Below are 21,643 nucleotides of genomic sequence, written 5' to 3'. Positions count from 1 at the left end.
GGGCGAGCCTATACCTATTTGGGACGGCCCTGAAAGGGCGAGAGGAGATGCCGCCTATTCCGAGAGCGAAAGGATCAGTCCCTGATCCGGCGGGACGCGGCCGTTGAGGGTGTCGAGATAGGCGCGTTGCACGGCCGCGGGCCCACGGTTCTGGATCACCTTCATCCATTGATCGAGGTTTGGCGCGAAGCCGGACCACGCGGCGCCAAACCGCTCGCTGAAGCCGGCCGGTCCCCATTCCCCGGTGCGCTTGCGGATCTGGTCCGGCGCAAAGAAAAATTGTGGCTTTGCGCCCGGCAATTCCTGCGCCGGTTCATTGGGCGACGACCTGCGATGCGTAAGCCCGATGATTCCGCTGTATTTCATCTGCTCGCCGAAGTGCCGGTGCAGCGTCACGCGCAACGGGCCGTTGCCGGCCATATCGACATAGGCGACCGCGGAACTCGCCGGCAGCGAGGTGACGTTGTCATAGGTCACGACCTCGTCGTAGCAGCCGAGCGATTTGACGAACGGCGTGTTGCCCGCCGAGGTCAAGCCGATCGTCCTGATGCCGTTGGCACTCGCATGCAGCAGGTGCGCCAGCCCGAAGGCGGTCTTGCTGGAAGCCGAGGACAGCATCACGCTTTTCGCGCCGTAGAATTCGTTCTCGGCGAGAAAGTCATCGACCAGGAACGACAGCATGAACAGCGGCCGCAGCAGCGCCTGGTAGTCGCCCTGCTTGCCCGCAAACGCCGGATCGCCGCTGACCCGCGTATAGGCATTATAGACCGGCGCCACACCCTGCCGGTGCGCGGCGGCATCGCGCAAGGCCCGCTTGCCGACGTCGGCGGCTTCGATCACGAGATGCGTCGACATCGGGAAATAGCCGAACAGTATTTCGCCAACGGCAATGGCGGGATGCTTCGAGGCGATCACTTCGCCAAGTCCCCATACCGGAACGTTGCCGAAACCCTCGGGCGCCGGAAATAGTTGCCAATACTTCAGGCGATCGCCCAGCACGGCGTAGGTGATGTTGTTGGCGGTGAAGGCGAAGCGGGTGACCTTCACCAGCAGCGCCTCGTCAGGCAGCGCGGCTGCATCGGGCAGTTGCGTTTCGATCACCTTGCATTGCTGCAGGTCGTTGCGGGCGACGACGAAGTCGGTGGATGGCATGGTCTCGATCCCTGCGTTGCACACGCAGCGATCTTTGCGCCGTCCGATGACCATTTTGCAACAGCCATGATGTTTAAAACAGCGTTCGGATTAGTCTCGCAATGACGGGGAGGGTGCGGAGGACGACCCTTCACGCAATCGCCCGCAGCGCGCCCTCGGTATAGAGATCGCGCAGCTTGCGCTTGAAGATCTTGCCGGTGGCTTCGCGCGGCATCGCGTCCATGAACTGGATGTCCTTCGGCACCTTGAAATTGGCCAGCTTGCCGCGCAGGAATTCCTGCACTGCGGCCGGGGATAGCGCCACGTTCGCTTCCGGCTCGATGCAGGCGAACAGCCGCTCGCCGAATTCGTCGTCGGGAACGCCGAACACGGCGCAGTCGCGCACGCCGTCCATGCCGATCAGCGCGTTCTCGATTTCCGCCGGATAGATGTTGACTCCGCCCGAGATCACCATGTCGCGCTTGCGGTCGCACAGGAACAGGTAGCCGTCTTCGTCGAGGTAGCCGACGTCGCCGACGCTGACGAGACCGTCGCGGCCGGCCTCGGCGCGGGCCTCGGCCTTGCCGTGGTAATCGAAATCCGGCACCGACATCTGCCGCATGAAGATTTCGCCCGGCTCGTTGACGCCGCAGAGTTCGCCGTCGGTGCGGAAGATTTTTACCACGCCGCCTTCGATGGCGCGGCCGACGGTGCCGGGCTTGGCCAGCGCCTCCTTGGCCGAATGCCACACCGGGATTCCGGTTTCGGTCGAGCCGAAGTACTCGTTGATGACCGGTCCCCACCACTCGATCATGGCGCGCTTGACCTGCGGCGGGCAGGGCGCAGCTCCATGCACGACGAAGCGCAGCGACGACAGATCGTAGCGGCGCTTCACCTCATCCGGCAGCCGCAGCAGGCGGACGAACATCGTCGGCACCATGTGCATGTGGGTGATGTGTTGGCGCTCGATCAGTTGCAGCATGTCCTCGGGATCGAAACGCGGTTCGAGCACGATTGTGCAGCCGCTGCGGAATGCCAGCATGCCGTAGGAGTTCGGCGCCGAATGGTACATCGGGCCGTTCATCAGGATCACCTGGTCCTCGTTCGGCTTGACGCCGTAGGCGATGCCTCCGACACGCGCGGAAGCCGCGGCCTGTTCCGGCGTCATCGGCTTGCGGCGCACACCCTTTGGTGCGCCTGTGGTGCCCGACGTATAAAACATCGGCGCGCTGCCGATCGGCGCTTCCTGCACCGGCGCATGCGTATCGCGCCAGCGGTCCCAATCGGTCATGCCCTCAGGCACTTGCGTCAGCGCCGCAGGCACGTTGAACGCCGCGGCGATTTCCGGCGGCGTCGTCACCACGAGCAGCTGGACATCAGAGGGAAGCCCGTCCTTGATCTGCGGCAGCAGGTCGGCGTGACAGACCAGGATTCTTGCGCCGCTGTCGGCGAGGATGTACGCGACCTCCTCGGCCTTCAGGTGCCAGTTGATCGGCACTACCGGACTGCCAAGTGCCGCCGCGCCAGCCGAGACTTCGAAGAACGCAAAATCGTTACGTAGCATCATGCCAACAGGCGTTCCGCCGCTGATACCGAGCGCCTTGAAGCCCGCTGCCGCCCGCGAGATGCGGGCGTGGATGTCGGGATAGCTGATCTGGCGTTCGCCGCTGATGATCGATGTCACATCTTCCTCCGTGGTCGCGCCTAGCGATCGTCCAGAATTTCGCCGAAGCCGACCCAGCTCTTGCCGTCGAACCGCCGCAGCCGCAACTGCTGGAACGGCAGGTAGTCGTCGGCGGCGGTCGTTACCGTGATGCCCGGCAACAGCAACGGCAGCGGCACCTCGCGCAGCGACGCCGCCTGCTTCATGATGTTCTCCCGGCTGAAGTCGTCCTTGCAGGCTTCCAGAACCTTCACCATCAGGTTGGCATAATGATAGCCGGCAGCGTAGTTCGAATTGGAGAGGTCCGCATTCGGCAGATACCGCTTCATGAAGGCGAAGTACTCCTTCACGGCGGGGTCATTGGCCCATTGAGCGTCCAGCGTGTCCTTCTGGTTGCTGGAAGAGATCAGGCCGACGGCGTTATCGAGGCCGGCCGGCTCCAGGAACGAGATCGATGACGCCGAGGTCGGCACGAAGAACAGGTCCGGCTTCCAGTTGATCTCGGCGACGCCCTTGATCATCTGCGAGGTGAATTTGCCGAGCACGACGCCGAACATCACGTTGGCGCCTGAGGCCTTCAGCGTCGCGAGCTGCGAGCTGATGGTCGGCGCGCTGGTCTCGTAGGTTGCTTCGGAGACGATCATGGTCGCGGCCTTGTCGCCCAGGCCGAGCTTGAAGCCGGCAACGTAATCGCGGCCGAAGTCGTCGTTCTGCGAAAGGATGGCGATTTTCGCGTCGGGCTTGGTCTGCAGGATATGCTTGGCATAGACGATGCCTTCGGACTGATAGGAGGCCATTCCCGGCATGGTCCACCGAAAATTCTTCGGGTCGGCCCATTTGGTCGCGCCGCTGAGCACGAAGAGCTGCGGCACCTTCTTGCTGTTGAGGTAGCGGTGCACGGCATTATTGGTGGCGGTTCCAAGCGAGCCGAAGGTCAGCAGCACCTCTTCCTGCTCGACCAGCTTGCGGGTCTGCTCGACCGTCTTGGGCGGGGAGTATGCATCGTCGAGGCTGATGAACTTGATCTTGCGGCCGTTGATGCCGCCCTCGGCGTTGATCTTCTCGAAATAGGCCTCCTGCGCCCGGCCGATGATGCCGAAGCCGGATGCCGGGCCGCTATAGGGCAGCGTCTGCCCGATACGGATTTCATCCTTGTCGCCGGCGAGCGCCGCGGCGCTGCCCAGGAGTGCGAATGCGATCGTCAATACAGGTCGCGACAGCTTCATGGTTCCATCCCTTTTGTGTTCGTTGATTGATCTCGTTGCGCGCCTTCAGGAGGCGCGCGCCCGCTTGAGGAAGTCGCCGCTTGCATCGGCAAATTCGGCCTTCAGGCGTTCCACCAGTTTGGCGACCGGCGGCGCGTCCGCGATCTGGCCGATGCCCTGGCCCGAGCCCCAGATGTCGCGCCACGCCTTGGCCTTGGTGTTGCCGCCGGAACCGAAATTCATCTTCGACTTGTCGCTCTGCGGCAGATTGTCGGGGTCCAGTCCCGCGGCCACGATCGAGGGGCCGAGATAGTTGCCGTGCACGCCGGTGAACAGGTTGGAATAGACGATGTCGTGCGCGGCGTGTTCGATCAGCGCGGCCTTGTAGGCCGGATCGGCGTTGGCTTCGGCGGTGGCGATGAAGCGCGTGCCCATGTAGGCCATGTCGGCACCGAGCGCGAGCGCCGACGCAATGCCCCAGCCATCCGAGATCGCACCCGACAGCAGCACGGTGCCCTTGAACCATTGCTTGACCTCGCGCAACAGCGCGAACGGCGACAGCGTGCCGGCATGGCCGCCGGCGCCGGCGCACACCAGGATCAGGCCATCGACGCCATGTTCGGCGGCTTTGCGCGCATGCTTGACGTTGATCACGTCGTGGAACACGACGCCGCCATAGGAATGCGCGGCTTCGACGACTTCGATCGGAGGCCGCAGCGAGGTGATGATGACCGGCACCTTGTGCTTCACGCAGGTCTCCATGTCCTTCATCAGCCGGTCATTGGAGGAATGGCAGATCTGGTTGACCGCATAGGGCGCGACCTTCTTGCCGGGATTCTGCGCCTTGTATTCGCCGAGTTCGTTCTCGATCCGCGTCAGCCACTCGTCGAGCTTCTCGACAGGCCGCGCGTTGAGCGCCGGAAACGAGCCGACGACGCCGGCCTTGCACTGGGCGATGACGAGCTCGGGTCCGGAGACGATGAACAGCGGTGATCCCACCACCGGCAGTTCGAGCGTATCGACGAGCGAAGCGGGCAACGGCATTCGATTCCTCCTTTTGCAACGGACACCGGCGATGACCGGAACGCGCTTGTGATGTTTTGATTCGCAGCGCCACGGGCGGAAGATCGCTGACCGGGCGGGACCTGTTGCGCGCATTATAGGGCTGGACGCCGGTTCTGGCCTGTTCAATATTGAACAGGTGGTCAATCATAAATGAACGGGGTTTCCCGGGCGGGAGGAGCCGATGGATTGGGACCTTTGCAAAACTTTCGTGGCGGTCGCCGAGACCCGCAGTCTCGCGGCGGCGGCGCGGCAGTTGCGCTCCAGCCACCCGACCGTCGGGCGCAAGATCACCGAGCTTGAAAACCAGCTCGGCATTCCCCTGTTCGCGCGCTCCAATGACGGACTTTCGCTGACCTCGCAGGGCCGCAAGTTTCGCGAGCATGTCGATGCGATGGCGGCGGCTGCCTTGCGCGCCGAAGCCGCGGTGTCGGCGACCGGCGCGCAGGCGAGGGGCGTCGTAAAACTATCGATCGGGGCGACGCTCGCCTCGCATTGGCTGATGCCGCGCCTCAGGTCCTTCCTGCACGCGCACGACCACATCCAACTGGAGATCATTACCCATCCGTTTCCGGCGAGCGTCCGCCGCCGCGAGGCCGACGTGGTGCTGCGGCCGGTCGACAGCGGCGAGGAAAACCTAATCGGCCGCAAGATCGGCCGCCTCGGCACCGGCTTCTATGCCTCGCGCGACTACGCCGCGGGGCGGCGTCTGCCGGAGCGGCGCGACGAATGGAAGGGACACAGCGTCATCGGCTTCGCCGACCGCGCCTCGAACGAGCGGCTGGCGCGCTGGAGCGATGTCATCACGCGGCAGGGATCGGTCGTGATGCGCTGCTCGTCGCAGGGCGACATGCTGGCCGCCGCCCGCGCCGGTCTCGGCATATCGGCGCTGTCCTGCTTCGTCGCCTCCGTCTATCCCGATCTCGTTCGCGTCGCCCCGCAGAAACTGCTCAGCGTTGCCGATATCTGGCTGTTGGCGCATCCGGACCTCGTCGAACTCCCGGCGGTGCGCGCGGTGATCGACTTCGTCACCGCTTGCGCGCGCGAGGACCGGGTGAGGTTGCGCGGGTAGCGGTGGAATGAGATCAGGTCGAGGCGCCGACGCGTTGCAAAAAGCGGCCCAATTCTACTTTGCATGGGGTTGTTTTCGAGATTTTGTGTCAGGGCGCCTCTTGCGGGACGTGCGGCCTACTTGGCCAGAACGCCTTCGCGTTTCTTCAGTACGCGATAATAGCTCCACCACAGATGCGCCGCCGCGCCGCGCAGGGGACGCCAGGGTTCCGCCAGCGGCGCCATCTGCTTGGCGGTCGGGCGCATCTTCAGGCCAAGCCCGATCTTCACGGCCTCCTGCACCGCGAGGTCGCCGGCCGGCCAGGCGTCGCCATGGCCGAGACAAAACAGCAGGTAGATGTCGGCGGTCCACGGGCCGATGCCGGGCAGCGCGGTCAGCGTGTGGTGGGCCGCATCCGCGTCCTCTTCCGCCAGCACCTCGAGATTGAGCCGCTCGGCGGCGAGTTCGCGCGCGATGTGTTTCAGGGTCTTGATCTTGGCGGCCGACAGTCCGAGCCGGCCGAGGCGGTCGGCGCGGGTCTTGCGGATGACCTCGTGATCGAACGGATCGAATGCGGCCGTCAGCCGCGCCCAGATCGCGCCGGCGCTCGCGGTAGATAATTGCTGCCCGCAGACGATGCCAGCAAGCCCGGCAAACCCGGGCTCGCGCTGCCGCAGCGCCGGCATGCCAGTCAGCTCAAGGATCGGTTTGAGCCTTGGGTCTTGCTTGACCAGGGCGAGGACGGCGTCTTCGAGATCGGACTGGCTGTTGAGGTGGATGGTCATTGCCCCTTAAAACCACCATGTCCCGCGAAAGAGATCAATGCCGCCACCCGTTTTCCGATTTGCTCCGAGCCCGAACGGCTACCTCCATCTTGGTCATGCCTATTCGGCGCTGCTGAATTTTGACCTCGCGCGCGAGCGCGGCGGGCGGTTTCTGCTGCGTATCGAGGATATCGACGCGACGCGTTGCCGGCCGGAATTCGAGGCGGCGATCTACGAAGACCTCGCCTGGCTCGGCATTTGCTGGGAGACGCCGGTGCGGCGGCAATCGGAGCACTTTGCGCGCTATCGCGAAGCGGTCGAAAAATTGGCAGGCTTTGGGCTGATCTATCCGAGCTTCGAGAGTCGCGCGGAAATCGCCCGTCTGGTCGCGCAGCGCGAGGCCGGCGCGCCCTGGCCGCGCGACCCCGACGGGGCGCCGCTCTATCCGGGCGCCGCGAAATCGCTGTCGCCGGACCGTCGCCGCGAGTTGATCGCGCAAGGCGTGCCTTACGCGCTGCGGCTCGACATGCAGGCAGCGCTCGCGCGCACGAAGGAACTGGCCTGGCGGGAAGAGGGTGCAGGGCCCGGCGGCGAGACCGGCGTCGTCGCCGCGCGCCCCGAAGCGTGGGGCGACGTCATCCTGGCCCGGAAGGAGACGCCGACCAGCTATCATCTCTCCGTTGTGATTGACGACGCCCTGCAGGGCGTGACCGACGTGGTGCGGGGCAGGGACCTGTTCTGGTCGACGAGCGTCCACCTGTTGTTGCAGCAGTTGCTCGGTATCCCGCAACCGGTGTACCGGCATCACCGACTCGTCGAGGATGTCTCGGGACACAAGCTGTCGAAATCGACGCAAGCCACGGCCTTGCGCGAATTGCGTGGGCAAGGTGCCACGCCTGCGGACATTCGCAGCCTCGTCGGTCTGCCCGACGATTCCCGTAGTACTACTGCGGGTTGTTGAAAACGTCTCCGTGACACCGGCCGCCATCGCGTGTCATGCTGGTCGCGGCAGAGGAAGGGGGACCATGGCGGCAAAGCGGCGCTCACGGCGCATCACAGGTCCGGTCACGAAGCGGCGAGCGAAAAAGCGCGTATCCGGCGCCGCGGCCAAAAAACGCGGCACGCGTAAGTCCGCCATCGCTGCCGTCGCCGCGCCCGGCATGGTCGAGACCGCGCTGGCGGCCTTTGCGCACGAGGTCCGCACGCCGCTGACCGGCATTCTCGCCATCAGCAACCTGCTCGCGACCTCGGACCTCGACGAGCGCGAACGCCGCTGGGTCGACACCATCAAGGCGGGCGCTGAACATCTGGCGAGCCTTGCGACGCTGTTCGTCGACGCCGCGCGCAGCGGCGGTCCCGGCCTCGAGGTGCGGCAGGACTTCTTCGACCTGCATACGCTCGCCCGTAATGCCGCCGATTCGCTGACCGGGCGCGCCGCGGCCAAGGGCCTGCAATCGTCGGTCGAGATCTCCGAAGAACTCCCGGGATTTGCCATCGGCGATCCCGTGCGCCTGCGCGCTGCGCTGGAGAACCTGATCGACAATGCGGTAAAATTCACCGAACGGGGCAGTGTTGGGCTGCAGGTCACGCCCGTGCGCGGCCCGAAGGGCAAGGTCGCTGTCTCTTTCGCGATCTCCGACAGCGGGATCGGCCTTACGCTGAAGGAAATCAAGCGACTGTTCCGGCCGTTCTCGCAGGCCAATGTCTCGATTGCGTCGCGCTTCGGCGGCGCTGGCCTCGGATTATCGTCGGTCAAGCAACTGGCGCGCGCCATGGGCGGCGACATCGCCGTGGCGCAACGCGGGGGCGGCGGCACCACCTTTACCCTCAATGTCGTAATGTCGCCCGCAAAGGACGCCGAGACGGTGGCGTCCGGCGCCGATGGCGAGGTATCGATCAGTTCACCCCGGCCGTTGCGCCTGCTCAGCGTCGAAGACAACCCGTTCGGCCGTGTCGTGCTCAACACGATCCTGACCGAACTCGGTCACCAGACCGAGTTCATCGGCCAGGGCGAGGCGGCGCCCGATCGGCTCGCGCAAGGAGCATTCGATGCGGTGTTGATGGACATGGTCCTGCCGGGCATCGACGGCGTCGAGGCGATCAGGCGCATTCGCTCGCTGGAGCCGCCGCTCGGGCACATTCCGATCATCGGCATATCAGGCCGCAGCGAGGACGAGGCAGCGTCGCGCGCCGCCGGCGCCGAGATCTTTCTGGTCAAGCCTGTGAGCCCGCGCGCCCTGGCGACTGCGCTGCATGCAGCGACATCCCCTTCGGCAACTGCGACTTCATGATGGCTGCGTTCAGTTCGCCGCCGAAGACGAAAATTGCCGAAATGAAGTACAGAAACACCAGCGCGATGATGACCGAGGCAAGCCCCGCATACATCGTCACGTAGTTGCTGGCGAAGCGCGCCAGATACTGGCCGAACACGATGCCCGAGATCAGCGATCCCACCATCGTGAAGACGATACCGGGAAGGATCTGCAGAAAGCTCCGCCGGCCGCAGGGCAGCCAGGCATGCAGCACGAACAGCGCCACCGTCATCGCCGTGATCGTGATGCCGTAGCGGGCGAAGGTGAGAAGGCTTTCGTTGCTCTCGACGAAGAACGGAATGTGGCGGCGCGCCGTCTCCAGGATCAGCGGACCGAGCACGATCAGGAACGCCATCAAGAGCGACGTGACGGCGGCGACCAGCGTATAGCCGATCGATTCCAGCCGCAGCCAGTACCACGCCCGCGGCTCGACCACCGAATAGGCGCGGTTCAGCGCAACCCGCAACGCCTCGACGCCATTGGAGGCGAAATAGACCGCCAGCACCGCGCCGACGGTCAGGATGCCGCCGCGCGTCGTCGTCAGCACGTCGTGGATCTCGCCGGCCAGCGCGTCGGCGACCTGTTGCGGCCAGGTTTGCAGCAACAGTCCGACGGCTCCATCGGCGAGCTCCTTGGAGCCGAAAAAGCCGGCCAGCGACGTCAGCACGATCAGAAACGGGAATAGCGCCATCAAGGTCGACAGCGCGATGTGGCTCGCGATCGCCCAGCCGTCATCGGCGAGGAACGTATAGAACGCCTCCATGACGACGAGGTAGACGTAGCGAATGAACCTCACATCTTACCTCGATCAGGGGGCGGCGATCCGGCCCCAAAAACTCGGGCTGCTACCCGATATTACTGGATTGAGGGCCAGATCGTCGAGCGGCTGTGCGAGGGCTGTGAACGTGTGGAAGTCGGCGTCTCGCAGTGTTATGTACCGCCGATGGCATCCTTTCTGAGTTCGATCGTCCTCCCCGTCGCGGTTGCTGCCGTGGCTATCGTGCTGCTGCTCGGCCTCGTCAACATGGTGCGCGGCGGCTCGCCGAGCCGCTCGCAAAACCTGATGCGGCTTCGGGTGCTGCTGCAGTTCATCGCCATCGTCATCACCATGGTCGTGGTGTGGGCGATGAGCAAATAAGGGCAGGAAAAAGGAAAGAGCCCATGGTCGTACTCAACCGCATCTATACGAAGACCGGCGATGACGGCACCACGGCGCTCGGCACCGGCGAGCGCCGTCCGAAATACGATCTGCGCGTTAGCGCCTACGGCACCGTGGATGAAGCCAACGCCGCCATCGGCGTGGTGCGGCTGCACCTCGGCAATATCAGCGAACTCGATGCGATGCTGGGCCGGATCCAGAACGATTTGTTCGATCTCGGGGCCGACCTTGCGGTGCCCGAGCGCGACGGCAAGGCCGAGCGGCTCCGGATGCTGTCAAGTCAGGTCGAGCGGCTCGAGCGCGACATCGATGCGCTGAACGAGAATCTCGCGCCCTTGACGTCGTTCGTGCTGCCCGGCGGCACCCCCGCTGCCGCATACCTGCATCTCGCCCGTACCATATGTCGCAGGGCGGAACGGATCATGGTGGAACTCGCGGCGCGGCCGGAGGAGCCGGTGAGTGCGGCTGCCATTCAATATATGAACCGACTGTCGGATTTCCTGTTCGTCGCCAGCCGTGCGGTAAACGACAATGGGGCCAGAGACGTGTTGTGGGTGCCGGGTCAGAACCGTTAAGGTAGGCCTTGAAAGTAGGCCTCGTCCGGGCCGATTTTTGGCTTTCGCGCGTTGACCGCCGATAGCGGGACCTTTAGGTTCCGCGCCCAAGCTAATAACAAGCTGATCAAACCCCAGAATTCAAGCGAAAGAGGATCGATGAAGGTTCTTGTGCCGGTAAAGCGGGTGGTCGATTTCAACGTCAAGGTCCGCGTCAAGAGCGATGGAACGGGCGTGGAACTCGCCAACGTGAAGATGTCGATGAATCCGTTCGACGAAATCGCCGTCGAGGAAGCGTTGCGGCTGAAGGAAGCCGGCAAGGCGACCGAGGTCGTGGTGGTTTCGATCGGCCCGGCGCAGGCCTCCGAAACGATCCGGACCGGTCTCGCTATGGGCGCCGACCGTGGCATCCTCGTCAAGGCCGAGGGCAATGTCGAGCCGCTGGCGGTCGCGAAGATTCTGAAGGCCGTGGCCGACGCAGAGACGCCCGGCCTCATCATTCTCGGCAAGCAGGCGATCGACGACGATTCGAACCAGACCGGCCAGATGCTGGCCGCGCTGCTCGGATGGTCGCAGGCGACGTTTGCTTCCAAGCTCGAAGTCGAAGGCTCGGACTTCAAGGTGACGCGCGAGGTCGATGGCGGCCTGCAGACCGTGAAGCTGAAGGGACCGGCGATCGTCACCACCGACCTTCGTCTGAACGAGCCGCGCTACGCGTCGCTGCCCAACATCATGAAGGCGAAGAAGAAGCCGATCGATGACAAGAGCGCCTCCGACTACGGCGTCGATCTCACGCCGCATCTCGAAGTGCTCAAGACAGCGGAACCGCCCGGCCGCAAGGGTGGCGTCAAGGTCAAGGACGTCGCCGAGCTCGTTTCCAAACTCAAGACCGAAGCCGGGGTTCTCTGATGACGACGCTTCTTATTGCCGAACACGACAATGCGTCGATCAAGGACGCGACCAGCAAGACTCTGACCGCAGCCGCCGCGCTCGGGGCCGACGTGCACGTGCTGGTCGCCGGCGAGAATGCCAAGGCGGCGGCCGATGCCGCAGCCAAGCTTGCCGGTGTCAAGAAGGTGCTGTTGGCCGACAACGCCGCCTATGCCCACGATCTCGCCGAGCCGCTGGCCGCGCTGATCGTATCGCTGGCGCCTTCCTATGATGCCTTCGTCGCGCCTGCGACCTCGCGCTTCAAGAACGTGATGCCGCGCGTCGCCGCCCTGCTCGACGTGATGCAGGTGTCCGAGATTATCAAGGTGGTTTCGCCCGATACCTTCGAGCGGCCGATCTACGCCGGCAACGCGATCCAGACGGTGAAGTCCAAGGACGCCAAGAAGGTGATCACGGTGCGGACTTCGACCTTTGCCGCGACGGGTGAGGGCGGCAGTGCGCCGGTGGAGAACGCCGCTGCTGCGGCCGATCCGGGCCTCTCCAGCTTCCTCGGCGAAGAGGTGGCGAAGAGCGACCGTCCGGAACTGACCTCGGCAAAAATCATCGTTTCCGGCGGCCGCGCCATGCAGAGCCGCGAGAACTTTGCCAAATATATCGAGCCGCTCGCCGACAAGCTGGGCGCCGGCGTCGGCGCCTCGCGCGCCGCGGTCGATGCCGGCTATGCACCCAACGACTGGCAGGTCGGCCAGACCGGCAAGGTGGTCGCGCCGGAACTTTATGTCGCCATCGGTATCTCCGGCGCAATCCAGCATCTCGCCGGCATGAAGGATTCCAAGGTGATCGTTGCGATCAACAAGGATGAAGACGCGCCGATCTTCCAGGTTGCCGATTATGGCCTGGTCGCGGACCTCTATCAGGCGGTTCCTGAGCTGACCGACGCACTCGGTAAGCTCGGAAAGTAACCACAGCGATAAACACCGGCCGGATGCGTAACATCCGGCCGGTGTTTTATGCTAAAGCGAAGTGGATTTTCGGCTTCGCGTGAATATAGCGTGCCAAAACGGGACCAGGACGAACAGGCGCGAGGTGCGCGCCGTTCCGGTGGATGACAAGATGGCGGTGACAATCAAGAAGGTCGGCGTGATCGGCTCCGGCCAGATGGGCAACGGCATCGCGCAAGTCGCGGCGCTGGCCGGTCTCGACGTGGTGCTCAATGACGTGTCCGACGAGCATCTGAAATCGGCGATGGCCACCATCAACGGCCATCTGTCGCGCCAGGTCGCCAGGCAGGCCATCACCGAGGACGCGCGCAAAAAGGCGCTGGACCGCATCACCTCCACCGAGACGCTCGACGGGCTTTCGGATTGCGACCTCGTGATCGAGACCGCAGTGGAAAAGGAAGAGGTCAAGCGCAAGATCTTTCACGAACTCTGCGCGGTACTGAAGCCGGAGGCGATCGTCGCCACCAACTCCTCGTCGATCTCGATCACCCGGCTCGCCGCCTCGACCGATCGTCCCGAGCGCTTCATCGGCATTCATTTCATGAATCCGGTGCCGCAGATGGAACTGGTCGAACTGATCCGCGGCATTGCCACCGACGATATGACCTTCGATACCGCCAAGGAATTTGTCGGCAAGCTCGGCAAGCAGATCGCGGTATCGGAGGATTTCCCGGCCTTCATCGTCAACCGCATCCTGCTGCCGATGATCAACGAGGCGATCTACACGCTCTATGAGGGCGTCGGAAACGTCGAGGCGATCGACGCCGCTATGAAGCTCGGTGCGCACCATCCGATGGGGCCGCTGGAACTGGCCGATTTCATCGGGCTCGATACCTGCCTGTCGATCATGCAGGTGCTGCATGAGGGACTGGCGGATTCGAAATACCGGCCGTGTCCACTGCTCGTAAAATATGTCGAGGCCGGCTGGCTCGGGCGCAAAACCCAGCGCGGTTTCTACGACTATCGCGGCGACAAGCCGGTCCCGACGCGCTGAAAATCGCGCCGTCGGTGCCGTAGGGTGGGCAAAGCGCAGCGTGCCCACCACGCCTCTTGATATGTCGCTCGAAATGGTGGGCACGCTTCGCTTTGCCCACCCTACGAATTCGGTTGCACTCGGCCTGCTTCTCTACCGCTCGCCCTTCGCCAAGTATTCGTTAACCGGTGCCGGGGTAGGGTGCTCTCAGGTTTGAGGAGTGCTGCGTATGGATATGATGGCGATGGTTTCGAGCATGCTCGCGATGCAGGCGGCCGGCACGCAGCAGCAGATCCAGACCTCGATCATCAAACAGAATGCGGACGCCGAGAAGGCGGCGGTTCAGACGCTGCTCGGCACGCCCTCGACCGCCAATCTCGCCCCCGGCGTCGGCGGCAACCTCGATATTGCGGCCTGATAAGCGCGTCGCGTCATTAAATCCTCATGGTGAGGAGCGCGTCTTCGCGCATCCCGAACCATATGGCTCCGCTGGTGCCATTCATCCCTCGAGGCGCCGCTGACGCGGCTCCTCTGGCAGCGGGGGCCGGCGCCGGCGCGTTTCGGTCCACTAAGGCCCCGCCTTCATCGGCTTCATCGCGGCCTTGATCAGCTTGATGGCGTCCTCGCTGGCCCACTCGGCGGGGCCGGCAAGGGTGGCGATCTCGCAGCCCTGGGCGTCGACCAGCACCGAAGTGGGCATGCCCAGCGCCTTGCCTATGTTCTTAAGATCCTGAAAAACCTTGGCTTTCTGGTCGGCGAAATAGCCGAGCCGGGTCAGATTGGCCTCTTTGAGAAAGTTCTTCGGCTTCTCGGGGTCGCGGGTGTCGATGTTCACCGCGACCACCTCGAAATCCTTGCCGCCCAGCTTGCCCTGCAGAGTGTCCAGCGCCGGCATTTCCTTCCGACAAGGCACGCACCAGGTGGCCCACAGGTTCACCAGCACAGTCTTGCCGCGCCATTCCGACAGTTTTCGCGGCTTGCCCTCTCCATCCTCGAAGGCGAGGTCGGGGAGCCGCAGCGGGGTCGTCGCCATGGTCAGCGCAGCCACCTCGCCATGCGCCAGCGGGGCGATCTTGCGGGCCAGTTCGACGGCTCCGGTACAGGAGGGATCGCCACCAGTGCCGCGCTTGAAGCTGCCGAGCCCGTAAAACGCGCCCAATCCGACCACGCCCGCAGCAGCCACCGCGCCGATGGCGATCGGGATCCGGCGCCTCGTGGCCGGGCGGGGCGAGGACATTTCGGGCATATCGTTTGTCATCCTGTACCAGATATGGCTATGCAGGGCTCAAGACTACGGTCGAGTTACGGCCGAAACCGGCGCGGCGTTTCGTATGGGCTCGACGATATAGATGGCAGGGCTTGAGAAGTCATGAGCAACAAGATGTGGGGCGGCCGGTTCACCGAGCGTCCCGATGCGATCATGGAGGAAATCAACGTCTCGATCGACGTTGACCGTCACCTCTATGCCCAGGACATCGCCGCGTCCAAGGCCCACGCCGCGATGCTGGCTGCGGAGGGCATTATTTCCGCGAGTGATGCGAAAAATATCGGCAAGGGTCTAGACACGATTTTGTCAGAGATCGGCAAGGGCGCGTTCGACTTCAAGCGCGCGCTCGAAGACATCCATATGAATGTCGAGAGCCGGCTTTCCGAGTTGATCGGACCGGCCGCAGGAAGGCTGCACACCGCGCGTTCGCGCAACGACCAGGTCGCGACCGATTTTCGGCTCTATGTGCGTGACACGATCGACGAGACGGATGCGGCGCTGGCGGCCTTTCAGCACGCGTTGGCCAGCCGCGCGCTGGAGCATGCCGCGACCGTGATGCCGGGTTTCACCCATCTGCAGACCGCCCAGCCCGTCACCTTCGGGCACCATCTGCTCGCCTATGTCGAGATGGCGGCGCGCGACCGCGGCCGGTTTGCCGATGCGCGCAAGCGGCTGAACGAATCGCCGCTCGGCGCCGCAGCTCTCGCCGGAACCTCGTTTCCGATCGATCGCACTGCCACCGCCAAGGCGCTCGGTTTCGACCGTCCGATGGCCAATTCGCTGGATGCGGTCTCGGACCGCGACTTCGTGCTGGAAACCCTGTCCGCGGCCTCGATCGCGGCCGTGCACATGTCGCGCTTTGCCGAAGAAATCGTGATCTGGACCTCGCCGCTGGTCGGCCTTGTGCGGCTCTCCGACAAGTTCACCACCGGCTCCTCGATCATGCCGCAGAAGCGCAATCCGGATGCGGCCGAGCTGGTGCGCGCCAAGACAGGCCGGGTGATCGGCGCGCTCAACGGGCTTTTGATCGTGATGAAGGGGCTGCCGCTCGCCTATCAAAAGGACATGCAGGAGGACAAACAGGGCGCGATGGAGGCGTTTTCGGCGCTGTCGCTCGCGATTCGCGCCATGACCGGCATGGTCCTCGACCTCGTCCCCGACGAGAACAGGATGAGGGCCGCGGCCGGCGAGGGCTATGCCACCGCAACCGATCTCGCCGACTGGCTGGTGCGGACGCTGAAAATGCCGTTCCGCGACGCCCACCACGTCACCGGGCGAATCGTCGCGCTCGCATCGAAGCAGGGTGTGGCGCTGCATGAACTGCCGCTCAAGGCGATGCAGGAGGTCGAGCCGAAGATCACTTCGGACGCCCTGCGCGTGCTGTCGGTGGAGGCCTCGGTCAAAAGCCGGACCAGCTATGGGGGCACTGCGCCGAAGAACGTGCGTTCGCAGGCCAAAGCCTGGCTGAAGCGGCTGGAAAAAGAGCAAAAATCGGGCTGAGGAAAAAATTTCGCTGCAATTTCTTGGGTTTTTCCTTGGATTTTCTTGGGTTTCCGTGGCCGATCGGCACTCGCCAGATTGCGGCAACCTTTGTATGGTGCGGCGCGCATTGGGGATTTCGTCGTGATCAGTAACTACTGCCCGTCATCGTCGGGATGGGCCATCATCCTGTTGAGCGTGACCGCGCTCGCGCTCGGGGGCTGCGGACGCAAGGGCGGGCTCGATCTGCCGCCGAGCGCGCCGCCGCAGGCGCAGGCCACGTCGGATAGCGAGGCCGAGCGCGCGGCGCAGCCCGGCGTCTTCAATTCGACCTACGGATCCGAGGCCGGCCCCAGCGCCCCCAAGGGCGGCAAGAAGAAATTCGTTCTCGATCCGCTCCTGGACTGAGACTGAGCCAGTGCCGCCGATTTGAAGTTCCTGCACTCTCTGAGGCAAGTCTGATCAGGAACTTCAAATCGAAAAGCGGTGCTGAAACCATAGATACCTAGTGCCCTTCCGAATCCGAAGTTCGCTAGGTGGCTGCTACGAGGTATTGCGAACTTCGGATTCGGGGCACTAGGCATGAATCACTTCGACTATCGCAACGGCGTGCTGCACGCCGAGGCCGTGAACCTGTCCGAACTGGCGGATGCCGTCGGCACGCCGTTCTATTGCTATTCGACGGCGACGCTGGAGCGGCATTACCGCGTCTTCACCGAGGCCTTTGCCGGCGAGAAGACGCTGGTCTGCTACGCCATGAAGGCGAATTCCAACCAGTCGGTGCTGCGCACGCTGGCAAAACTCGGGGCCGGCGCCGACGTCGTCTCGGGCGGCGAGTTGAAGCGGGCGCTGGCGGCGGGATTTCCGGCAAGCAAGATTCTGTTCTCCGGCGTCGGCAAGACCGAGCCCGAACTGCGCGCGGCGCTCGCCGCCGACATTCTCTGCATCAATGTCGAGTCCGAGCCTGAACTGGAATTGCTGTCGAGGCTCGCGGTCGAAGCCGGAAAAACCGCGCGGATTTCCTTGCGGGTCAATCCCGACGTCGATGCCGGTACCCACGCCAAGATTGCCACCGGCAAGTCCGAGAACAAGTTCGGCATTCCGATCGAACGCGCACGCGAGGTCTACGCCCGCGCGGCCAAGTTGCCCGGGATCCAGGTGACCGGCACCGATATGCATATCGGCAGCCAGATCACCGATCTCAGCAAGATGGAAACCGCGTTCCGGATTCTGTCCGATTTCGTGCACACGTTGCGCGCCGACGGCCACAAGATCGAGCATATCGATTTCGGCGGCGGGCTCGGCATTCCCTATCACGCCGACCGCGAGGCACCGCCGCTGCCGTCCGCCTATGCCGCGATGGTCAAGCGGGTGACGCATAATCTCGGCTGCACGCTGATGTTCGAGCCGGGACGCATGATCGTCGGCAATGCCGGCATCCTGGTCTCGCGCGTGATCTATGTGAAGCCGGGCGAGGCCAAGAACTTCGTCATCATCGATGCCGCGATGAACGATCTGATCCGTCCGACGCTGTACGAAGCCCACCATGACATCCTGCCGGTTCGCGAGTCGGCCAAGGGCGTGCGAACGATCACGGCCGACGTCGTCGGCCCCGTCTGCGAGACCGGCGACTATCTTGCGCTCGACCGCAATTTGCCCGAGCCCAAGGCCGGCGATCTCCTGGCGATCATGACCGCCGGCGCCTACGGCGCGGTGCAGTCCGGCTTCTACAATACGCGGCCCTTGGTGCCGGAAGTCCTGGTCAAGGACGACCAGTACGCCGTGGTCCGACCGCGCATCGAGGTCGAGAAATTGATCGCGATGGATCGGCCTGCGCCGTGGTTGTGAGGCCACTGGTAACGCCGCAATAACGGTGCTCTTTATCCTTCCAACAACACCCGCCGCGGCATAAAGAGCGGACTCACCAGTTAGAAAAGGGACTTCCGAAAGGCGAGCGCCAGAAAGGAAGGCTGCGCGGGTAAGCGTAACGGAATTCGCTCCCCGGACTGCGCCGCCGCTTCTTGATGCCGCCTTGCGGCTCGCCGCTTAACAGCACCACGAATTCCGTTCCCTTGCCGGTTTCCGAACTCATCGCCTCGTCCGTGACGATCAGGGAAGATCGCGGCGTAATGTTGCCGATGCGATCCAATACGTCCTGTGGAATGGTGATGCGGTCGAGCGCGGCCTTTGCGCTGTCCGGATTCGTCGGCGCCGGCTCAACGCCGCGACTACTGCTCCCGTGGGCCCGGTTGCCGACCTCAACCGTGCCACTCGGCGCACGTCCGCTGCCCAGCAATGAGACGACGTTCCATCGCACCTCGGCATCGTCGCTCGTGCGCTCGATGGCGGTGAAGACATGCGTGCCGATTGGACGGTCAGGGTCTGCGATCGTGACCGGACTTTCAAGTATGGGTTTGAATGCCTGACGGACATAAAGCCGCTGGGTCTTGCGGCTGATCAGCACCGATACGGGCTGGAGTTCGCTTGCGACCTGACGGGCCGCCTCGGCTGCCGCGACGCGCGCAGTCTCCGCCGCGGCGGCGGCTTCACGCGCAGACGTGACGGCATCGAGCCTCAGTTGCAGATCCACGTTGGCCACGTCCCATTGCAGCTGCAGCTCCGCGACTTTGGCGACAGCCTGCGCCTTGGCGTCCTCAGCCTGCTCCTTTGCTTCCGCCGAGATGCCGGAGCCAAGTTTAGTCTCGGCGGCTGCCAATTGCGCCTCGGCTATGCGCTTCAGATTCTCCGCCGCGCGAACTGGCGTCCGGGCCTGCGTGGCCTCCCGCAAGGCCGTCGCGGCGGCTGCGCGTGCCTCGGCGGCTTTCCTCGCCGCCTCTTGCGCTTCTGCAACGCGGGCGGCGGCCAAGGCGGCGGCGCCCGGCCTGGGTTGGAACAGAAGTGGGTGGGCGAGCTCAACGGGCGCCACATCGGTGGGCGCCACGATCACCCGCATGCCCATTGCCGTCGCGTCGAACAGGCGTTCGGCGAAGTCGAATGGCAGGCGGATACAGCCATGAGATGCCGGTCGCCCCGGCAGGACGCCGCCATGGAGTGCGATGCCCGACCAGGTGATGCGCTGCATGTGGGGCATGTAGGCATCGTCATACAGGTTCGAGTAATGCTCCTCGACTTTCTGGATGACGCTGAAGATGCCCGCAGGCGTCTCGCGCCCCTTCGTGCCGCTCGATACCGGTGCCCGCAGGATCCACCCCTTGGCGTCGTAGACAGTGATCCGTTGGTTACGGAGCGAAACGATGGCCATGAGCGGCTCACCGGCGCTGCGCGACTGAATGGACTCGATCGGGCGTTCGCTCCGGCCGTTTCTGGCGCCCGCATTGTCTCCCGCGGCGATCAACGCGGCCAAAACGGTAACACCAAGATAGGCAGACCGCAGCCGCCTTTGCCTGCACTTCGAACTTACGCAACGGGGCGTCATGCGCGTCCCACCGATCGATCGGGTTAACGCCGGCTTCTACTCGAGTACCGTGAGAACGTAACGCCACTCGGTGCACTTGCCAATTGGAACTGCGCAAAAGCTCATGGACCAGCGTCGGGGCCGCGCCGCGCACCCGCTCACCATCCCCGTGAGCGCTACTTCGCCGCGACGCCACCCCTCGCACCGCCGACCACCACGCCAGCCGCCTTTTCGATCGGCTTGATAGCCGCGGTGAAATCCGACTCCGCGCCCTCGTCGCGGATGATGACTTCCCACAAGCGCCCAACCGCTTCGGCAACTTCCATCGACAGTCCCAGCGATTTCATCTCTTCCAGCGCAAGCCGCACGTCCTTCACCATCAACCCGGTGGCAAAGCCGAAATCGAAGCTGCGCGGCAGCACCGAGCGCGGAAACTTGTCGCGGCTCGCCGTGTTGAGGCCGGAGCCGGCGTTGATGACGTCGATCATTACGGCCGGATCGAGTCCTGCCTTGACGCCCATCACGACCGCCTCCGACGTCGCGACCATCGCGGTCGCCGACAGGAAGTTGTTGGCGAGCTTCATGGTCTGCGCCGAGCCGGGCTTTTCGCCGATGAAAAACACTTTTCCGATCACGTCGAGCGCGGGTTTTGTCAGCTCGTAATCGGTGCGCGGGCCGGAGACCATCACGGCGAGCGTGCCCTTTTCCGCGCCGCCGACGCCGCCGCTCACGGGGCTGTCGATCTGCACGATGTCCTTCTTGGCCAGCAGGCCGTGAATTTTCGCCGCCATCTGCGAGCCGACGGTGGAGAGATCGACGAAGCGTTTGACGCGCTTGCCCTCGATCACGCCACCCGCGCCGGTCGCAACGTCGAGCGAGGCCTGCAGCGACGGCAGGCTCGCCAGCACCGTCTCGCAGCGGTCGGCGATGTCTTTGGGCGAGGATGCGGCTTGCGCGCCAAGCGCGACGAGCTTGCCTATGGCTTCCTGCCGCGTGTCGAACACGGTGAGTTGATGCTTAGCCTCGATCAGGCGACGCGCCATCGGGAAGCCCATCTTCCCGAGGCCGATGAATCCGATTTCCATGGTGGTGTTTCCTGAATTGTCTGAAGGCAGTCCTCATCCTGAGGAGCCGCGTAAGCGGCGTCTCGAAGGATGAATGGCACTGGCGGGGCCACATGGTTCGAGACGGCGCTGGCGCGCCTCCTCACCATGAGGGGCGAGAGCGTCACGCCTGATCCAGTTCCGCGAACACTTCGCGCGCGATGCGAAAGCTGTCGACGCCTGCCGGAATTCCCGCATAGATCGAAACCTGCATGAATATCTCGCGGATCTCGTCGCGGCTGACGCCGTTGGTCAGCGCGCCCTTGATGTGCGCCTTCAGTTCGTGCGGCCGGTTGAGGATCGAGATCATGGCGAGGTTGAGCATGCTGCGCGTCTTGCGCGGCAGTTCCTCGCGGCCCCACACCGCGCCCCAGCAATATTCGGTGACGAGTTCCTGGAACGGCCTGTTGAAACTATCGGCGTTCTTCAGCGCGTTGTCGACGTAGGCCTCGCCGAGCACCACCTTGCGAATTTCCAGCCCCTTGTCGTGCGTCTTCTGGTCCATGTCGTTTCCTCGTAGTTTTACGGTTCGGCGCGGACGTTACGAGGTGGGACGCCCGCAGTCACGCCTTCGTGTTATGTTATGCGTATTTCCGGGTGTGGGTTACCCCGG

Annotated in this window: 22 protein-coding genes; 12 read left to right on the top strand and 10 right to left on the bottom strand. The window is 63.9% G+C overall.

The window, feature by feature from the left end:
• Positions 1 to 54: 54 nt before the first annotated feature.
• The 4 genes from LMTR13_RS34730 to LMTR13_RS34715 form a co-directional block, all read right to left on the bottom strand.
• Positions 55 to 1,152, bottom strand: coding sequence for a DUF2855 family protein (locus LMTR13_RS34730; protein WP_065733223.1), 1,098 nt, complete (start codon positions 1,150 to 1,152; stop codon positions 55 to 57).
• A 130-nt stretch (positions 1,153 to 1,282) separates the two neighbouring features.
• Positions 1,283 to 2,815: an acyl-CoA synthetase gene (locus LMTR13_RS34725; RefSeq protein WP_083219349.1), complete on the bottom strand. Its 1,533-nt coding sequence runs from the start codon at positions 2,813 to 2,815 to the stop codon at positions 1,283 to 1,285.
• A gap of 20 nt (positions 2,816 to 2,835) precedes the next feature.
• Complete coding sequence (locus LMTR13_RS34720; protein ID WP_065731668.1) at positions 2,836 to 4,020, bottom strand: ABC transporter substrate-binding protein; 1,185 nt, start codon at positions 4,018 to 4,020, stop codon at positions 2,836 to 2,838.
• Positions 4,021 to 4,065: 45 nt separating this feature from the next.
• Positions 4,066 to 5,043, bottom strand: a complete 978-nt coding sequence (locus LMTR13_RS34715) for an NAD(P)H-dependent flavin oxidoreductase (RefSeq protein ID WP_065731667.1) — start codon at positions 5,041 to 5,043, stop codon at positions 4,066 to 4,068.
• 202 nt (positions 5,044 to 5,245) lie between these two features.
• Between LMTR13_RS34715 and LMTR13_RS34710 the strand changes: the two genes are divergently transcribed.
• Positions 5,246 to 6,133, top strand: a complete 888-nt coding sequence (locus LMTR13_RS34710; RefSeq protein WP_065731666.1) for a LysR family transcriptional regulator — start codon at positions 5,246 to 5,248, stop codon at positions 6,131 to 6,133.
• Positions 6,134 to 6,249: 116 nt separating this feature from the next.
• On the opposite strand, the gene LMTR13_RS34705 is transcribed toward LMTR13_RS34710, so the two are convergent.
• Positions 6,250 to 6,897 (bottom strand): DNA-3-methyladenine glycosylase family protein, encoded by a 648-nt coding sequence (locus LMTR13_RS34705; RefSeq protein WP_065731665.1) that lies wholly within the window; start codon positions 6,895 to 6,897, stop codon positions 6,250 to 6,252.
• A 37-nt stretch (positions 6,898 to 6,934) separates the two neighbouring features.
• Here LMTR13_RS34705 and gluQRS point away from each other — a divergent pair, with 37 nt between their 5' ends.
• On the top strand, positions 6,935 to 7,837 hold the full coding sequence (gene gluQRS, locus LMTR13_RS34700; protein WP_065731664.1) for a tRNA glutamyl-Q(34) synthetase GluQRS: 903 nt from the start codon (positions 6,935 to 6,937) through the stop codon (positions 7,835 to 7,837).
• Between the two features lie 64 nt (positions 7,838 to 7,901).
• Positions 7,902 to 9,167 (top strand): ATP-binding protein, encoded by a 1,266-nt coding sequence (locus LMTR13_RS34695; protein ID WP_065731663.1) that lies wholly within the window; start codon positions 7,902 to 7,904, stop codon positions 9,165 to 9,167.
• Here LMTR13_RS34695 and LMTR13_RS34690 read toward each other — a convergent pair.
• Complete coding sequence (locus LMTR13_RS34690) at positions 9,091 to 9,984, bottom strand: YihY/virulence factor BrkB family protein (RefSeq protein WP_065731662.1); 894 nt, start codon at positions 9,982 to 9,984, stop codon at positions 9,091 to 9,093. The genes LMTR13_RS34695 and LMTR13_RS34690 overlap by 77 nt on opposite strands.
• A 147-nt stretch (positions 9,985 to 10,131) precedes the next feature.
• Between LMTR13_RS34690 and LMTR13_RS34685 the strand changes: the two genes are divergently transcribed.
• From LMTR13_RS34685 to LMTR13_RS34660, 6 genes are all read left to right on the top strand, one after another.
• Positions 10,132 to 10,326 (top strand): twin transmembrane helix small protein, encoded by a 195-nt coding sequence (locus tag LMTR13_RS34685; RefSeq protein ID WP_065733221.1) that lies wholly within the window; start codon positions 10,132 to 10,134, stop codon positions 10,324 to 10,326.
• A gap of 23 nt (positions 10,327 to 10,349) precedes the next feature.
• Entirely contained in the window at positions 10,350 to 10,922 is a 573-nt protein-coding gene (locus LMTR13_RS34680) for a cob(I)yrinic acid a,c-diamide adenosyltransferase (protein WP_065731661.1), read from the top strand.
• A 138-nt stretch (positions 10,923 to 11,060) separates the two neighbouring features.
• The gene (locus LMTR13_RS34675) at positions 11,061 to 11,810 is read left to right on the top strand and encodes an electron transfer flavoprotein subunit beta/FixA family protein (RefSeq protein ID WP_065731660.1); all 750 of its coding nucleotides are present in this window, start codon (positions 11,061 to 11,063) and stop codon (positions 11,808 to 11,810) included.
• Positions 11,810 to 12,754: an electron transfer flavoprotein subunit alpha/FixB family protein gene (locus LMTR13_RS34670; protein WP_065731659.1), complete on the top strand. Its 945-nt coding sequence runs from the start codon at positions 11,810 to 11,812 to the stop codon at positions 12,752 to 12,754. The genes LMTR13_RS34675 and LMTR13_RS34670 overlap by 1 nt, the downstream gene beginning before the upstream one ends.
• Before the next feature lie 151 nt (positions 12,755 to 12,905).
• The gene (locus tag LMTR13_RS34665) at positions 12,906 to 13,787 is read left to right on the top strand and encodes a 3-hydroxybutyryl-CoA dehydrogenase (protein WP_065733220.1); all 882 of its coding nucleotides are present in this window, start codon (positions 12,906 to 12,908) and stop codon (positions 13,785 to 13,787) included.
• Positions 13,788 to 13,995: 208 nt separating this feature from the next.
• Positions 13,996 to 14,184 (top strand): putative motility protein, encoded by a 189-nt coding sequence (locus tag LMTR13_RS34660; RefSeq protein ID WP_065731658.1) that lies wholly within the window; start codon positions 13,996 to 13,998, stop codon positions 14,182 to 14,184.
• 150 nt (positions 14,185 to 14,334) lie between these two features.
• Here LMTR13_RS34660 and tlpA read toward each other — a convergent pair whose 3' ends face one another.
• Positions 14,335 to 15,012 carry a thiol:disulfide interchange protein TlpA gene (gene tlpA, locus LMTR13_RS34655; protein WP_418219735.1) on the bottom strand — a complete coding sequence of 226 codons (678 nt, stop codon included), beginning with the start codon at positions 15,010 to 15,012 and terminating at the stop codon, positions 14,335 to 14,337.
• A 123-nt stretch (positions 15,013 to 15,135) separates the two neighbouring features.
• On the opposite strand from tlpA, the gene argH reads away from it, so the two are divergent.
• The 3 genes from argH to lysA all read left to right on the top strand — a co-directional run bounded on the left by argH (position 15,136) and on the right by lysA (position 18,360).
• Positions 15,136 to 16,533, top strand: coding sequence for an argininosuccinate lyase (argH, locus tag LMTR13_RS34650; RefSeq protein ID WP_065731657.1), 1,398 nt, complete (start codon positions 15,136 to 15,138; stop codon positions 16,531 to 16,533).
• A 123-nt stretch (positions 16,534 to 16,656) separates the two neighbouring features.
• On the top strand, positions 16,657 to 16,920 hold the full coding sequence (gene lptM, locus LMTR13_RS34645) for an LPS translocon maturation chaperone LptM (protein WP_065733218.1): 264 nt from the start codon (positions 16,657 to 16,659) through the stop codon (positions 16,918 to 16,920).
• A gap of 174 nt (positions 16,921 to 17,094) precedes the next feature.
• The gene (gene lysA, locus LMTR13_RS34640) at positions 17,095 to 18,360 is read left to right on the top strand and encodes a diaminopimelate decarboxylase (RefSeq protein ID WP_065731656.1); all 1,266 of its coding nucleotides are present in this window, start codon (positions 17,095 to 17,097) and stop codon (positions 18,358 to 18,360) included.
• 73 nt (positions 18,361 to 18,433) lie between these two features.
• Here lysA and LMTR13_RS34635 read toward each other — a convergent pair whose 3' ends face one another.
• The 3 genes from LMTR13_RS34635 to LMTR13_RS34625 all read right to left on the bottom strand — a co-directional run bounded on the left by LMTR13_RS34635 (position 18,434) and on the right by LMTR13_RS34625 (position 21,535).
• Positions 18,434 to 19,876 (bottom strand): L,D-transpeptidase family protein, encoded by a 1,443-nt coding sequence (locus LMTR13_RS34635; protein WP_236843228.1) that lies wholly within the window; start codon positions 19,874 to 19,876, stop codon positions 18,434 to 18,436.
• A 227-nt stretch (positions 19,877 to 20,103) separates the two neighbouring features.
• Positions 20,104 to 21,012 (bottom strand): NAD(P)-dependent oxidoreductase, encoded by a 909-nt coding sequence (locus LMTR13_RS34630; protein ID WP_065731654.1) that lies wholly within the window; start codon positions 21,010 to 21,012, stop codon positions 20,104 to 20,106.
• Between the two features lie 142 nt (positions 21,013 to 21,154).
• Positions 21,155 to 21,535, bottom strand: coding sequence for a carboxymuconolactone decarboxylase family protein (locus LMTR13_RS34625; RefSeq protein ID WP_065731653.1), 381 nt, complete (start codon positions 21,533 to 21,535; stop codon positions 21,155 to 21,157).
• Positions 21,536 to 21,643: the final 108 nt, after the last annotated feature.

This window comes from Bradyrhizobium icense (assembly GCF_001693385.1).
Classification (GTDB): domain Bacteria; phylum Pseudomonadota; class Alphaproteobacteria; order Rhizobiales; family Xanthobacteraceae; genus Bradyrhizobium; species Bradyrhizobium icense.
Note: the sequence above shows the minus strand (reverse complement) of the source record. Positions and strands in the feature narration are given on the sequence as shown.